Source organism: Claveliimonas monacensis (assembly GCF_014982975.1).
Classification (GTDB): domain Bacteria; phylum Bacillota; class Clostridia; order Lachnospirales; family Lachnospiraceae; genus Claveliimonas; species Claveliimonas monacensis.
On record NZ_JADCKL010000005.1, the window covers coordinates 134,272 to 149,670 of the forward strand.

A 15,399-nucleotide genomic window follows, 5' to 3' on the forward strand; every position below is an offset into this window, starting at 1 on the left:
TTCCGGTTTTATCTTTTTATTCTTCCAGTTCTCCCAGCAGCAGATCCAGGTCCTCCTGTATGCGTCCCTCTCTTCCCCTGCCACTGAAGAATCCGCAGTTTCTTCCCATCTCTTTTTCTTTCCTGCACCGGGAAACCATGAACCGGATGCGGAAGGTAAAATCCTCCGCCTCCATGGTAGTGAAGGGATGTTCCTCCGCAGCCACGATCTGCACGTTTCCTTTTGTGTAAACCGGGTATTTCCCGGAAAATCCCGCTCTGTGCAGCTTCTGATGAATCCGCTTTCTCTCGCCAAGGATCTTTCCATCCAGCTCCTCACCGTAAACTCTCTTTGGATATTTCAGAGAGGCCGCCCGTATTTTCTCATATATGTTCTCGTACAATCCCTGCCGGGCCGGGCTGCACAGCTTCTTTGCCAGCTTTCTCTTCAGAAAACCGGCCGGAAATCTGGCATAGATCCCTGCCAGCCTTGCGTATCCTTTATCCCCTGCCTCCAGGGCCATCTCCTTCATGCACAGGGCCCCCTCCCGGGTGGAGGGATACCGGTCATCCAGAGACTCGCCTACAGGGGACCAGTACCGGAAAGGCGAAAATTCGATGAGCCGCATAAATGCCTGCTCTTCCGTGTTACAGGCCGCATCTCCCAGATACTGGTATTTCTCATAGACAGTTCCCACCATATAGACAAGCTGGCGCCACTGCTCCTGACCCTGTACCCAGAAATGTCCGATCCTGTGGTACTGATAGCACTGGAACACCTCTGTCAGCTCCGCGAACCATATGGTGAATACATTTTCCTTTCCCTGTTTGACAATAAGGGCAGACTTATCGTCCCGCCAGGCAAGCTGTCCCTGTATGGGATATTCTTCCGGGTCAAGCTCCAGATAATCTCCTGTCATCCACGCGTCCCTGAGTACCAGATAGCACTCCAGGGCGTCGTTCATCATGTAGGGGATATAGAAATCTGTCTTCCTGCCCCTTTCCTCTCCCAGGTGCAGTTCAAACACCTGATGCTCAAAGATCTCCGCCAGTTTTCCGTAGCACTCCGGCATATCCTTCTGGAGCCCCGGCAGATAGCCTCTCAGCTCTTCATATCTCTCTATCATAAACCAAGCTTCTCCTTTACCTGCGCCAGCCGGGCATAGAACTCTTTATAGAAATCGTCCCCGCTCCAGGGCATCTGATAAAATGTGCGAAGCAGATACATCTGCAATATTTTCAGACTGTCCCCATCCAGCCCCTCCGACTCCCGCTCACAGAGCTTCAGAAAGCTGTGCCATTCAAAAATGTATGTCTCATATTTCTTAAGGTCGGGGATATCCAGCCATTTCCGCACCTTGATCTTGCTCCGGTCTTTTCTTTGGCACTCATGCACCTGAAGGAAATACCGGAAGCCTGTGTCCTCATAGTATCTGCCAAGCGGAAACATCCGACAGATCCCCGGCCTGAAAGCGTGGACAGAGCACCGCCCGTTCTCATCCAGGAACGTACAGGCCTCCTCTTTTCCCGCCATCCGAAGGCTTGGAAGGATGATACCGTCCGCCAGCCCCAGCTCAATATGTTCTGCCAGAAGTCCGGCAAAATCCTTCCCCGTACCCCTGGTCAGAAGCCAGATATCCCAGGGGTCCAGCAGGATGGAGCTGCCCATGCCATGGCAGCAGGCAGAGCATCCCTCGCAGCCCCGACAGTCTGCCTTCACCATATCCTCTGCCGTGTAGAGCTTTCCATCGGAAATGTCCTCCAGCCGTATATTTCTCCTCATCCACTCATCCTCCCGTTCTCAATCTTCCAGTTCAAAGAGGCGCATCTGATGACAACTCTCCTCTTTTTTCCGCGGTTTTTCTTTTTCCCGGAAAAGAGCGTTCCCGGAAAGATGCGCAAGAAACCTGGACTCCTCCCCGGAGCAGGTGAGGATCAGTTCCTCCTTGGCCCGGGTCATTCCCACATAGAGAAGTCTCCGCTCTTCCTCTTCGTCCGCCGGGCGCTTTTCATTTTCCAGAGGGATGTTCCCCTCTCTGGCCCCGTAAATGAACACTGCCGGGAACTCCAGACCCTTGGAACCGTGGAGCGTCATCAGCGTGACAGCGCCAGAATGATACTGTTTGCCACCGCATCTTCTGAGGTCGCTCTCCACCCCCAGCTCAAGGTCCAGAAGAAATTCCGGCATCGTCTTATAGAAGACGGTCATGCCTGCCATCTTCTTCATGGCCTCTGCTTTCTGAAGATCCAGGTCCTCCATCCACATTTCCAAGAATTTCCCAGGCTTCTTCTTCGCATAAAGAGGGCGGTATTTTTCTGCCATGGTACGCACCATCTCCTCTGTCACCTGGTTCCACGAAAGCTTCAGGAGAAGCTCAGCCGCTGTCCGGGCCGCAGACTGGTCTTCCGGATGCTCCAGGTACCGGAAAAAGCAGATGCTGCCCTGGACCTTCTCATCCGCAAGAAAACTCTCTCTTCCAGCCACAATGTAGGGGATCCCCTCTTTGCGCAGGCAGGCCTCCACCAGCTCCGCCTGCCGGTGTGTCCGGGATAGGACGGCAATTTCCTCAAAAGATCTGTGCTTCCTCTCCCTGCTTCCGGACAGCTCCTGGGCCTCCAGCATGCCGATGCCTCCGGCCATACGCCCGATCTCTTTTGCAATAAAAATGGCCTCTCCCATCTCGCTTCCGGCTTTCACCAGGCGCACCGGCTCGCCATCCGGACAGTTGGGATGCAGGGGCATGCAGCCCTGCATCTTTTGCGCCGCCTCAAGGACCTGGGGTGTGGAGCGGTAGTTTTCTGTCAGCTCCACTGTGCAGAACTCTTCCCCGCGCTTTTCCACATCTGCCTTCAGCCGATCAAAGCATCCTGCATCCGCTCCCCTGAAGCCGTAGATGGACTGGTTGGGATCTCCGATGACAAAGAGTTCTCTCGCCTGCCTGTCCCAGGCTTTCACAAGTTCATACTGGAGAGGATCTATATCCTGGAACTCATCGATCAGCAGGCAGGTGAACTGCTTTCCAGCCGGAGTGCCGTTTACCAGAAGGCGCAGTGTCTCCAGGAGCATGTCGTCAAAATCAAGGAGCTTCTGCTCCCGCTTTTTCTTTCTGTACAGCTCCTCCGCCCGCCGGAAGCATTCTCTGTTACTCTTCTCCCCGCTTCCGTCCGGCTCTCCCAGCTCTCTCTCCCATCCCGGCATGCCCGCCTGCTTCCGGGACAGGACATCCAGGAATTTACCGCTGCCGAAGGGCAGCCCCGCCTCAGACACCGCCTCCCCGGCTATGTTTTTACACTGGGTCTCTCCTGCCAGCGAAAAATCCATTCCCTCTCTTCGCAGGAAATGCAGGCAGATACTGTGGAAGGTGCCGATCTGCAGGCCGCTGATCCGCCTGGCTCCCAGCTCTTTTTTCAGGCGCTCCCGCATTTCCCCGGCAGCCTGGTTGGTAAAGGTGACCGCTGTGATCTCAGAGGGCTTTACTTTCCTGTGCTCCAGCATATACTGGATCCGGGATACAAGCGTCCGGGTCTTCCCGGTTCCCGGCCCGGCCATGACTGCCAGATGGCGGCAGATCTTCTGCACCGCCTCCTGCTGCCCCGGATTGAGGGACGCAGCTCTCCCTGACGTCTGGATCTCTGTCTGACTCTGATGCTGCTCTTCCGCTTCTCCTGGCTGGACAGACGCCGGCTCTTCCGGCTGTCTCTTCCCCATCGTTTCCGGCTCCACACCGATCAGGCTGAAAAAATCCATCTGCCCATCTGTATTCTGGATCTCCTCTGCCGTGAAGAGCCTGACCGTGCCGTACTCCCCGTCAAAGCCCGGTATTCTCTCTACTTTTCCCTGTCTTAGCCTCATGATCCCCTGCGCGATCCGATGCCCCGCAGCCCTCTGGATCTCCTCTTGGGGGATTGTCCTCAGGATTTCAAACTCCGGTCCCAGTTTCGCCAGCATCTCTTCGTACTCTCTCTGGACTTTCCGGCTGGCAGCGGAATGTCCCAGCGAAGCGCCGATCACCTCCGGCAGCGGCACCAGACTCTCGAAAGCTGCTCCCCCCGGCTTCACATAGTTCTCCGGTCTGTCCGCCAGCTCTTCCACCCGGTGGGATACGCCGATGGTGATCTTCCTGCCGCACACCGGGCAGAGGCCGCCATACTTTTCCGTCTCAGAAGGCGTCAGACAAAGACCGCATTTCCTGTGGCCGTCCATGTGGTATTTTCCCTCCTCCGGGAAAAATTCAATGGTTCCATAGAGTCCCTTGCCTTCCTGGATGGCACGCCGCAGCCCCTGGTAGGACATCTCGATATCGAGAAGATTGGCCTCACGGCCCAGCTTGGCCGGAGAGTGGGCATCTGAGTTGGAGATGAGGTGATACCTGTCCAAAGCCGACACCCGCCAGTTCATGGGCGGGTCAGAAGAGAGCCCTGTCTCTACTGCATGGATATAGGGTGTCAGGTCCTCAAAGCACTCCTCCACCGTGTCAAAGCCGGAGAACGCTCCAAAAAGGGAAAAGTGGGGTGTCCAGATATGGGCGGGCACATAGACACTCTCCGGGCAGGTAGTAAGCAGGATCTCCAGCAGATCATGGCAGGGAAGGCCCAGGATCGGCCGCCCGTCCGAGTGTATATTGCCGATCTCCTCCAGCCTGCCTGCGATCTCCTCTGCCTCCTCCAGTCCGGGCAGGAGGATCAGGCTGTGGACTTTGCGCACGCTTCCTCCTTTTTTGTAGATGGAGCTTATTTCCCCTGTAACAACAAAACGAGGAGTCATACTGCCCCTCACTGTCTCATCCTCTATCCTGTATTCATCTTTCAGCACGTACAGCCCGTCCTCAGCAGGCTTCAGTTTTTCCCTCAGTTCCTCCCGCCAGGCAGGGTGGGTAAAATCGCCGGTTCCCACAATGTGTATACCCTTCCGCCGGGCCCACAGATCCAGATGTTCCGGTGTACAGTCCCTGCTGGTGGCGCGGGAATATCGGGAGTGTATATGAAGGTCCGCTATGTACATGATCATTCCCTCTTTCGTCATCGCCCCTGCCCGGCTCCGCGCTGCCGGTTGTCCGGGCGGGGCTTATCTTGTCTATTATAATATGGATAGCGGAAAATTACAATTCCCGGGCTGCTTCATTCTGTGCCTTCTCCACTTCCCCCTGCGTCGCTCCGGTCAGCCCCATGATCTCTTCCGGGCTGGCGCCATTGTCCAGCATCTTTTGTATGATAGACTGCCGGCCCAGCTCCAAGCCCTGCTCCATTCCCTGTTCTAGCCCCTGTTCCAGGCCTTGCTTCATACCGCTCTCCAGACCGTTTTCCCAGGCGCTCTTCATAATCGCATCGTGGTCTCTTATGGCCTTCTGCCGGGCCTCATACTCCAGCCGGGCCCTCTCGTCTGCGCTCATCCTCTCCAGCTCTCTGTATGCCTCTTCAATATATTCACTTGTCCCTGCCATTTCCTCGAACTCCTTCCGGGTCTTCCCTGCCAGGAAGCGCATCCAGCGGATGACCTCATTGTCGCTCTGCAGTTCCTTCGGCAGCTTTTTAAGCTCCAGGATCTGCAGTTCTAAAAGGTCTGTGTACCTTTTCCCGGTCTGTTCATCACAAAGGCTGATGGTCCGGTAGCATGTATCATCCTCCGCAAACCGGACAAAGTCCAGGATACTCACATGGATACACTTCTTCAGCTTTTCGTAAGAATCTCCCTTGTTCAGCTGTTCTGTGTACATCTTACTCAGGTAGAACAGCGACCTGGCATCCCAGTGTTTAAACGATTCCACCTGCATTTCCATGTTGATCTGGGCCCCGTCTTCCATCATGGTGCGGACATCCAGGATCCCCAGTTTTTCATCCGGGTATTCCTGCCGCAGCGCCGTGGGAAGCAGGATCGTCTCCCGGACAGACGCCGGGTCAGCCTTCAGAAGAGCGGCGATAAAGCCTTTCCGCACTTTGGGATTGTACATCAATCCCTTAAAACACACATCCACGGTGGGAAGCATGATAAAATTGTCATCTTTTTTTGCCACAGTCTTCTCCTTTCCTGTAAGTTGCTGCAGGAAAGGGGGCTTATCTTTTTGCATATCCGGCCCGGGTCTCAAAGGCACGGCCCGCGTTTCCTGCTCTGTTCAGTTGTACAATATCGGGGCATGCCTGGAAATCAGGCTCCGAATAGATAGATGGGCGGCAGATACGCCGCCTCGACACATTTAGAATAACATAATTCAATCAGAACTGCAACAAAAAAGCCAAAATTTATCCCGGGTTTTCCCCGATCCTTCCATATACTTTCACTGCATCCAGCACATGGTAAGGCTCACTCTGGTGATCCCCCGGGGCCCCGGCCGTTACAAGGACATACTCCTTTCCGTTCACCACTGCCAGACTTGCCAGACAAAGGCCCGCCTCCTCCGTGTAGCCGGTCTTTCCTCCCAGGATCTCACCTCCCGGGACAGACGGGTCTGAAAGGCTGGCAAAGAGGGTGCTTGTCACGGTAAATCCCCCGGGATGAAAGGCAGTGGACGCCATAGTGCAGGACCTGCTGGTAAAGGCCTGCCGGAAGGCGTCATTTTTCAGGGCATACACCACAAGCCGGGCCATGTCCTCCGCCGTAGAGTAGTGCCGTCTGTCGTGGAGTCCGGTACAGTTGGTAAAATGGGTGTCCCTCATCCCCAGCTCCTGCGCCTTTTCATTCATCATCTCCGCAAAAGCGCTCTCGCTGCCTGCGATCTTCTCCGCAAAGGCCATGCAGCACTCTGCCCCGGAGGGAAGGAGCGCGCCGTAGAGGAGCTCTCGGTAGTATACCTCCTCCCCCGGCTCAAACCCGGCCATGGACGCGTTCTCCTCATAGAGCTGTCCGTAGAAATCTCCCGGCATGGTGATGGTCTCATCCAGGCCAGAGATATGCTCCAGCGCCACCACAGCAGTCATGATCTTTGTCATGGAGGCCGGATAGATACGCCTGCTCCCGCCGGATGCCCCCAGCTTCTCCCCGGTCCCGGCATCCACCAGAGCCGCCGATGTACTGTGCAGGTCCTCCAGGCAGGCGGACAGCCGTCCTCCGTCCCCGGAGCCAGGAAATCCCAGCCCCTCCATATTCATATAATTTCTCGCTCCAAGCCATATGAAGATCAGCATCAGAGCCAGCAGGATAAAGGCAAGCCGGTTCCTCCTGCGTCTCTGCAGCTTCTTCTTTCTTCTGTCCATAGCATTCTCTCCCTTCTTCTGGCTCTTAATCTACCAGAGAAGGGAGAGCGGAACTTTAATATGGAGTTGTTTGATCACTAAGAAAAGATTAAGACTTTGTGAGCATCTGAAAGGATTTTTCCGCAGCCGCGCCTAACACCAGGCGGGCAGGCGCACCTCAAACCTGGTGGTCCTCTCCTGGCTGTGGGCGGCGATGCTGCCGCCGTGCTGGCTGACGATCTCCTTCGCAATGGCAAGCCCCAACCCGGACCCACCCGACTCTCCTCCGCGGGCCTCGTCCAGACGGAAGAATTTATCAAAGATCATCTCCAGCTTTTCCCCGGGTATGGTGACCCCCGTATTTTCAAAAATAATGGCGATCTCCTCCCCTTTTCTCCGGGTCCATATCTTAATGGAGGTATCCCGGTCGCTGTAGGCCGCCCCGTTCTTCAGCAGATTGTTAAAGACCCGGGCCATCTTCTCCGGGTCGGCGTAAATGTACTCCTCCTCATCCACCTCATTTTCCACTCTGTTTCCGTGCTTTTCAAGTATGGGATAGAGCTCCTCCGTCACCTGCACAAGGAGGCTGCACAGGTTGACCCGCCGCTTCTCCAGGGGCATTTTCTGGAGGTTATACCGGGTGATGTCAAAAAATTCGTTGATCAGCCCCTCCAGCCTCTCCGCCTTGGAGAGGGCCGTGTGCAGGTATTTTCCCCGCTGCTCTCCCGGCATATCCGGCGCCTCATCAAGGAGACTCAGGTATCCGATGACCGAGGTGAGAGGTGTCTTCAGGTCGTGGGCCAGGTAGGCGATCAGGTCATCCTTCCGCCTCATCTCGTCCTCAATGACCTGGGCCTGCCTCTTCTGCTCTTCCTTCATGCTGTCCATGCTCTCCTGGGCCTCCCGCCGTATCTTCGCCGTATTTTTCTCTGTAAAAACAAAGACAAGGATGATGACAGCTGCCGCCACCACAGCCAGGCCCCAGAAGATAAAATTTTTCAGGGAAGGCCAGAATATCTCCTCACGCATGACTGTCGTCCCTGTCTGGGGATCGTACCAGGTCGGCACAGAGGTGACAAAATTTCTTGTAAACCACTCCACAAACACGCCATTGCAGACATAGTCCACAAAATCAAACAGAAAATAGAGCACAAGCAGGGACACAAGAACCCCTGCCGCCGCTTTCCAGTACTTTTTACTGCTCTTCAATTTTATAACCGCACCCCCAGACTGTCTTGATATACCTTGGATGGTCAATGGAGTCACCCATCTTCTCCCGCAGATGCCGGATGTGTACAGTGATGGTATTGTTCTTCCTACTGTAATACTCGTCCTTCCAGATGGCGTGGAACAGCTCCTCGGAGCTGACCACGCTGCCCTTCTTCCGGCACAGGATCTCCAGCACGGAGAATTCCGTCGGCGTCAGCTTCAGGTTCTTTCCGCCAAGGGTACACTGATGGGTCCGCACATTCAGGGTGAGGCCTCCCCGGACCAGCAGGTCCTCCTCCTGGCCGGTACAGTTGTATTTCTTGCAGCGCCGCAGCTGGGCCTTTACCCGGGCCACCATCTCCAGGGGCCGGAAGGGCTTTGTGATGTAGTCGTCCGCCCCCAGTGCCAGGCCATTGATCTTGTCGATCTCCTCCCCCTTTGCGGTGAGGAAAATAACCGGGTACGTATCTTTTTTCCGTATCTCCCGGCAGACAGTGAGCCCGCTCACTCCCGGCATCATGATGTCCAGAATGGCAAGGTCCGGCTTTTCCCGGCGGACCTCCTCCAGCACCTCCTGCCCGGAATAGCACACTCTTGTCTCATAGTTCTCATTCTGCAGATAAAGGCAGACGAGATCCGCAATATCCGGTTCATCGTCTGCCACTAAGATCCTCTCATGCATAAGACTTCTCTCCTTCCTGCTCTCCCATAAATAAAACAAATAGGAAAGGTACCACCTCCTGTGGGAAATGGTACCTTCATGATAGCAGGAAGACTTTAATGTTTTCCTTGCAAAATCTTAAGATTTTATAAATCCTTCTTCCCCTTCCTGTGCTTCACGCACTCTGTCAGGAGATACTCGATCTGGCCGTTCATGGAGCGGAAGTCGTCCTCCGCCCACTGGGCGATCTCATCGTACAGCTTTTTTGACAGCCGGAGGGGCACCTGCTTTTTTACCTTGGACTTATCAGCCGCTTTATTTTCTTTTTCCAAAAGCATCCCCCTCCTTTCTTACCGTTCTGTCAATTTAATATAAACTTCCGCTGTTCACAATGGGCTGCGCATCCTTGTTTCCGCACAGGACTACAAGGAGATTGCTCACCATGGCTGCCTTTCTCTCCTCGTCCAGCTCCACGATGTCCTTCTCGTTCAGCCTGGAGAGGGCCATCTCCACCATGCCTACTGCTCCCTCCACGATCTTCTGCCTGGCATCGATGATGGCCGCCGCCTGCTGTCTCTGGAGCATAGCTGACGCAATCTCCGGCGCATAGGCAAGGTGGGTGATACGCACATCCAGTATCTTGATGCCTGCATCCTCCGTCCTCTCCTGCAGCTCTCTGCTCATGATGTCCGCAATCTCCTGGCTGCTGCCACGCAGGGACTTCTCATCTGCCCCCTCACTCATATCATAGGGGTACTGCCTGGCTGTGTTCCGAATGATGGAGTCGCACTGGATGGACAGATAATTTTTGTAGTTCTCCACATTGATGACTGCCTTTGTGGGATTGACCACCTTCCAGATGACTACCGCTCCGATCTCCACGGGATTTCCAAGCAGGTCATTGACTTTCTGCTTTTTATTATCCAGCGTCATTGTCCGCATGGAAACTTTCTTTTCCTTATTCCCCACAGATACAGATACGGACTTTCCATTGCCCGATGCCGCCACGACAGGCGCTGACTTTACTGTCGGGTTGATGGCAGAGCAGAAAGGATTGACCCAGAAAAAGCCTTCTTTTTTCAATGTGCCGTAATAGTTTCCAAACACGGTGAACACATAGGCCTCGTTTGGGTTAAGAACCTTCAGCCCGCACAGAAGGATGATAGCTGCTGTAAGGACAAGAATCCCAAGGATCACGCTGACGACAGACAGCGCACCGCTTCCGACCCGGCTTCCTGCGATAAATCCCACGATCATAATAGCGATCCCGGCGATCATTCCCACAATGCCAAGAAGCAGCATCAGATAGCCGCTGACCGGATTCAGTATTCTTTCCTGCCTGACCTTTTCTTTACTCATAATCATTTCCCCCTTCTCCAAAATCAATTGCTTTATTTTAATATCATTTTGATATCATCATACTATCATTTCCAGGGGAAACTGTCAATAGCACGCCTGCGATATTCTCCTGTATGTCCGTGATAATGTGAAAAAGTACGGGCAGGAGATCTTCCCTCTCCTGCCCGCGTCTGTCTGTCTATATTTTTCCCTACACACCTCTGTCGTAGGGGAGCTTTTTAAAATAGTACTTTTTATCCTCCTCCGTGATCTTTCGGATCACTTTCGCCGGATTTCCTCCAACGATCACGCCGTCCGGTACATCTTTTGTCACCACGCTCCCAGAAGCAATCACACAGTCATTGCCTATGGTCACTCCCGGGTTGATCACACTTCGTCCGCCGATCCACACCCGGTCGCCGATCCTCACTTCCCTGGCGTACTCCCACTCCGTGCAGCGCGTCTCCGGATGGACCGGATGCCCTGCCGTGTAGATATCTACGTTGGGACCGATCATCACATCATGGCCAAAGATCACCTTTGCGCAGTCCAGTATGGTAAGGTGTACATTGGAATAAAAGTTGTCACCGAACACGATATTGCATCCGTAGTCACAGTAAAACGGCGCCTCGATCCATGTGTGCTCCGCCTGCTCACCGATCAGTTCCTTCATGATGGAGGCCCGCCTCTCCATATCCGCCGGATCACAAGTATTGTAAAGATATGTCAGATGCTTGGCCCGGATACGGGCCTTATGGAGCTCCTGGTCCGCCGCATTGTACAAAAGTCCGGCCAGCATTCGCTCCCTCTGCGTCATCTTCCCATCCATCAAAAATTTCCTCCTTATCTGTCACGTATATCCATCACGCTAAACATTACATCTTTACCGGTCAAAAAGCAAGTTCATTCTGGTATACGTCGTAAAAACATCTGGCACAGAGCTGTCCTGCACCTTCTACATAGTATCTTCTCTCCGAGATATGGCTTTCTCTCCACACCGAGACAGTGCGCCCGCACAGCACACATTTTTCCAGTCTCTCTTCCGGCTCTGCAGCCTGGCGATATACATCCTCCATCCTGCCTGTCCCCTTTCTGATCCGTTCTCTTTTTTACAGTTTATACCAAAAGGGGAACATATATACCACTTTCCCACAGCCCACTTCTACCTGCTCAGCCTTACTTTTATGTAATCATGATGCACGGCCTGCAGAAATTTTCCCAGCACATCCTCTGTCCGCAGTTTGATGCTGGATGTATTAATACAGGGGTGGCAGGAAAAATATTCTTCCTCCAGCACCTCTTCGTCGATCAAAAGCTGGACTTTATTTTCCGGGTCAAAGATCAGACCCATGATCGTAGCGGATCCGGGCGTCACATTCAGATATTTCTCCATATCCTCCCCCGACGCAAAGGACAGGCGTGAGGATGGGATCTGCGGCGACAGCTCCTTTGTCTGCAGATTTTTCCCGCCCGGCATGACCAGAAGATAGTAAGCTGTCTTCTGGCGGTTGCACAGAAACAGATTTTTGCAGATCTCTATCTGCAGTGCCTCATCCACTTCCCTGCATGCCTCGATCGTCATAACCGCCTCGTGGTCTGCCCGGACGTAGGAAATCCCCAGTTCGTCCAGAAGTTCATATACCCTCATCTCTTTTTCCATCCTGTTTCCGGCTGCAGCCGGGCGGCCTTCATAAATCTGCATCACTTTCACTCCTCTGTCTTATTTTTTCTGTTCTTTTCCCCATTATATCCACTTTTTTCTTCCATGACAACGCCCGGTTCCTGCTCCTTGCCCAGCACCGCCTGTATACAGTTTATACACACATGCGTCCCCTCCGGGACGATACTTCCGCAGATCACACAATAATCCATTCCGTCACTTCCTTCTTCTGCTCCGCAGCACCCATGTCATCAGGACAAGGGAGCCAGCTGCCGCTGCCGCAAGGCCGGGGATATAAGAAATGTCTCCTGTCCTCGGCGCCTCCACCAAAGGCTCATCCAACATCTCCACCTTCTGTTCTTCCCCGGTCTCCTGCAGGGTGAAGTCCACAGGCTTTGCTTTCGTATATCCCTCCGGCGCCTGCTCCTCTGTCAGCACATACTCTCCTGGAGGCAGCCTGTCAAACTGCTTTTCCTCCTCCCCGGAAGTCCAGCTCTCCACCAGCTCCCGCTCTCCGCTGTCCAGCTTTCGCTCCAGTTTCAGTTCAGCCCCCGGCAGATACTGACGGCTGCCTCCATCCAGCTTTGAGATCCGCAGCTTGGTATAATCGTTTTCACATCTCCATACACAGACAGCTTCTCCCTCTATCCGCCCCTGGGCGTCCACATAGATCTCATGGACTGTATCTTCCGGGAGATAACCCGAAAGGGTCTCCACCTCCTGTATACAGTATGTACTGTCCGGCAGAAGATAAGGAATCTCAATTTTACCGTCCTTGTCTGTCTCGTATATCTCTTCCAGCGTATAGTCCGGATCTGGGGAAGCTTCTTCTTCCCCATCCGTCTCCTGGCCCTCCTCCGTATGCTCCTGTTTCAGCCACACTTTAAACTTGACACCTGCCAGCACAGTCTCCCCTTCTGTGCCTTTCTCACATTTGCGTATTACAAGAGAAGTTGGTTCATTATAGACAGTCAGATGCTCCTCCACAACAGGTGTGGTCTGGTCTTTGTATTTCAGTTCCACCTGGTACGTTTCTTCCGCCAGGGCAAATCCCGGGATCTGCCTGGTCTCTTTGATCGTATACTTTCCAAGAAACAGCTCCCCAGATACCGTCTCTCCCCTCTCTGTCGTCAAAGTCCCGGCCAGCTCTCCCTTCTTCAGCCGGACAGTCCCATCCGGTGTCACAATATCCTCCGCTGCACGTATCTCAAATTCTGCGCCCGCCAGATGCTCTTTTTGCCCTGTCTCAAACTTCGCAACACAGATCCTTCCCATGGCATTCTCGTCTGCGAACCGGATTACCAAAGGACTGCCCCAGTCCTTTTCCTCCTCCACGGAAAAAGCCAGCTCTTCCTCACTGAGCAGGTAACCCTCCGGCGCTTTTACTTCCCGCAGATAGTAGCTCCCGTACTTCAGCTTTTCCGGGAAAGTAAAACGCCCCTGCTCATCTGTGACAAATGTATCATATACCTGATACTCTGGATAGCGGGCAGTCATGGTCACCACATGTTTGTCTGCGTCCAGCAGCTGGAACTGCGCCCCTGCCACCGGGATCACTTTCCCTGTAGAGACGTCCACCTTCAACACCTGAATGGGGCTGGTGATCAGGGTATCCTGCCGGTATATGCCGCTGACTGTCACTTGTTCTTCCGCTATCGTGACCTCAAAAGGCTCCACAGGGTTGTACCCTTCCGGCGTCTTTGTCTCTGTCACAAGGTACGTATCATAGACCAGCCTCCCCCTTGGCCAGTCCCTGTTCCTTGTCGTTGCTTTCCCCTCATGGTCTGTCACGATCCGGACCACTTCTTTCCCCGTAGTTCTGGATGTAAGAGTAAATTCCACGCCTTCAATCCCCTCCAGTACATCTTCCTTTTCTTCTTCGTTCTGGTAGACTTTGATGATCTCCAGGTCTCCCCGGATCACGTCCTCCGCAAAATCCGGCGTCTGGTAGGTCTGCACCTGTTCCCCGGTTCCCTCCGGTGTGATCCGCCGCAGCAGCGTCTCTCCACTTATGTTGTACCCCTGGGGCGCCTTCGTCTCCTGGATCGTCACCGTGCCGAGGGGAAGGAACCATGTACCGTTCCCATCCTTCCACACCGGGTCTCCTCCCACCAGGAATGCCTCACCCATGCGTACCTCCCCCTTCTCATTGCTTCGCAGCACCCAGGTCCTTGTAGGATCCACGCCCTCCAGCTCCTCCAGACTGTCATAGTCTCCGGGATAAAAGCGGAAGGTAAATTCAGCTCCCTCCAGAGAGGCCGCTCCCTGGGGAGCGTTTCCTTCTTCCTGAAATTCCACCTCCCTGTCGTACTTTTTCAGCAGGACTTCCAGCAGATTTTTCTGAGGAATGTCCTCTGCGTTTACCTGGGCCGTCTGTCCGACCGCCACTTCCACTTTGTACACAGTCTCATCCAGCGCATAGCCTCTGGGCGCCGTCTTCTCTTTCACATAGTAACTTCCTGCATCGACGGCCAGAAGGCCGCTTGTGCCGGAAGCATCCGTTACCAGCTCTCCCACCTGGGCTGTACACCCGGCGTCTGTGTATACTCCGTAGACAGCTCCCTCCAGGCTGTAGCAGGTATTTCCATCTGTCACGTCTGTCTGGGCAGATATTTTCCGCAGCTGTACATTCCCTTTCGGCCGCTCTTCCAGCCAGACGATATCCTGCTGGTCATTGTAGGCAATATATACCTCATAGCGGCCCAGATTGTCATGGACCTCCGGCGCCCAGGATCCCTGGACAGCAGCTGTGGCATAGTGAACCATATTCTTCACGCCATCCTGCATACTGGCGCTAAGCCCGGTAAGGCTCCCCTCGTAGGCATAGCTCAGCGCCGCATGGGCATAAGCGTAGGTATTGTTGTCCGCCTCGTTGTAGATGATCTTCCCATAGGAATCAAACCAGGGATACCCCGGCGCCATCATAAGGAGAGCCTTGATCACATCGTTGTCCAGTTTTGACACCTGGTAGGTTCCGGAAGGCGGCGGACTCATAGGCTGCACACAGTAGCCTGTGTACTCTCCCGTCTCGGCTGCCACATAAAATTCTCTTGTGAACCATCCCCCATAGCTGTGGCTGGCACCGTGCGAGATGGTGCACAGGGAGCCCACTGCCGACCTTGGCGTGATCCCACCCTCTGTCACTGCACACCTGTCTGTCTCTTCCCTTTCACTGTCGCGCCCCAGTGTCCAGATGATCTCGTCTTCCTTTGGCCCATTCTCCCCCTCACTCTCCTCTGCCGCCCGGAGATGGAGCACAGCACTACACAAAATGATTACTGACAAAAAAAGCACACACCATTTTACACGTAAAATTTTCTTCAATTATGTTTACCTCCGTTTTTCTATAAAATCCCTGTCATCAGAAGTCAAAGTGCTTTTTGCAG

The 15,399-nt window shown here is 54.0% G+C and carries 14 protein-coding genes; all 14 read right to left on the bottom strand.

Going from position 1 to position 15,399, the window contains the following annotated elements:
* Nucleotides 1-16: 16 nt before the first annotated feature.
* The 14 genes from INF30_RS08605 to INF30_RS08670 all read right to left on the bottom strand — a co-directional run bounded on the left by INF30_RS08605 (nucleotide 17) and on the right by INF30_RS08670 (nucleotide 15,337).
* Complete coding sequence (locus INF30_RS08605) at nucleotides 17-1,105, bottom strand: DUF3878 family protein (RefSeq protein ID WP_226394894.1); 1,089 nt, start codon at nucleotides 1,103-1,105, stop codon at nucleotides 17-19.
* Complete coding sequence (locus tag INF30_RS08610) at nucleotides 1,102-1,761, bottom strand: YkgJ family cysteine cluster protein (RefSeq protein ID WP_226394895.1); 660 nt, start codon at nucleotides 1,759-1,761, stop codon at nucleotides 1,102-1,104. Before INF30_RS08610 ends, INF30_RS08605 begins: the two co-directional genes overlap by 4 nt.
* Before the next feature lie 18 nt (nucleotides 1,762-1,779).
* Entirely contained in the window at nucleotides 1,780-4,980 is a 3,201-nt protein-coding gene (locus INF30_RS08615; RefSeq protein WP_226394931.1) for a UvrD-helicase domain-containing protein, read from the bottom strand.
* 97 nt (nucleotides 4,981-5,077) lie between these two features.
* A complete protein-coding gene (locus INF30_RS08620; protein WP_226394896.1) occupies nucleotides 5,078-5,989 on the bottom strand; it encodes an Rpn family recombination-promoting nuclease/putative transposase in 912 nt (303 codons plus the stop codon).
* A gap of 226 nt (nucleotides 5,990-6,215) precedes the next feature.
* Entirely contained in the window at nucleotides 6,216-7,166 is a 951-nt protein-coding gene (locus tag INF30_RS08625; protein ID WP_226394897.1) for a D-alanyl-D-alanine carboxypeptidase family protein, read from the bottom strand.
* A gap of 132 nt (nucleotides 7,167-7,298) precedes the next feature.
* Nucleotides 7,299-8,354, bottom strand: a complete 1,056-nt coding sequence (locus INF30_RS08630; RefSeq protein WP_226394898.1) for a sensor histidine kinase — start codon at nucleotides 8,352-8,354, stop codon at nucleotides 7,299-7,301.
* The gene (locus INF30_RS08635; RefSeq protein WP_226394899.1) at nucleotides 8,341-9,036 is read right to left on the bottom strand and encodes a response regulator transcription factor; all 696 of its coding nucleotides are present in this window, start codon (nucleotides 9,034-9,036) and stop codon (nucleotides 8,341-8,343) included. The genes INF30_RS08630 and INF30_RS08635 overlap by 14 nt, the downstream gene beginning before the upstream one ends.
* Nucleotides 9,037-9,161: 125 nt before the next feature.
* Entirely contained in the window at nucleotides 9,162-9,353 is a 192-nt protein-coding gene (locus INF30_RS08640; protein ID WP_076779246.1) for a hypothetical protein, read from the bottom strand.
* A gap of 28 nt (nucleotides 9,354-9,381) precedes the next feature.
* Entirely contained in the window at nucleotides 9,382-10,380 is a 999-nt protein-coding gene (locus INF30_RS08645; RefSeq protein ID WP_408639752.1) for an SPFH domain-containing protein, read from the bottom strand.
* Nucleotides 10,381-10,564: 184 nt separating this feature from the next.
* Nucleotides 10,565-11,182 carry a sugar O-acetyltransferase gene (locus INF30_RS08650; RefSeq protein ID WP_330391161.1) on the bottom strand — a complete coding sequence of 206 codons (618 nt, stop codon included), beginning with the start codon at nucleotides 11,180-11,182 and terminating at the stop codon, nucleotides 10,565-10,567.
* Nucleotides 11,183-11,243: 61 nt separating this feature from the next.
* A complete protein-coding gene (locus INF30_RS08655; RefSeq protein WP_226394901.1) occupies nucleotides 11,244-11,429 on the bottom strand; it encodes a hypothetical protein in 186 nt (61 codons plus the stop codon).
* Between the two features lie 86 nt (nucleotides 11,430-11,515).
* Nucleotides 11,516-12,055 (bottom strand): prolyl-tRNA synthetase associated domain-containing protein, encoded by a 540-nt coding sequence (locus INF30_RS08660; RefSeq protein ID WP_226394902.1) that lies wholly within the window; start codon nucleotides 12,053-12,055, stop codon nucleotides 11,516-11,518.
* Between the two features lie 5 nt (nucleotides 12,056-12,060).
* Nucleotides 12,061-12,225: a hypothetical protein gene (locus tag INF30_RS08665; protein WP_226394903.1), complete on the bottom strand. Its 165-nt coding sequence runs from the start codon at nucleotides 12,223-12,225 to the stop codon at nucleotides 12,061-12,063.
* 4 nt (nucleotides 12,226-12,229) lie between these two features.
* Nucleotides 12,230-15,337: a SpaA isopeptide-forming pilin-related protein gene (locus INF30_RS08670; protein WP_226394904.1), complete on the bottom strand. Its 3,108-nt coding sequence runs from the start codon at nucleotides 15,335-15,337 to the stop codon at nucleotides 12,230-12,232.
* Between the last annotated feature and the right edge of the window lie 62 nt (nucleotides 15,338-15,399).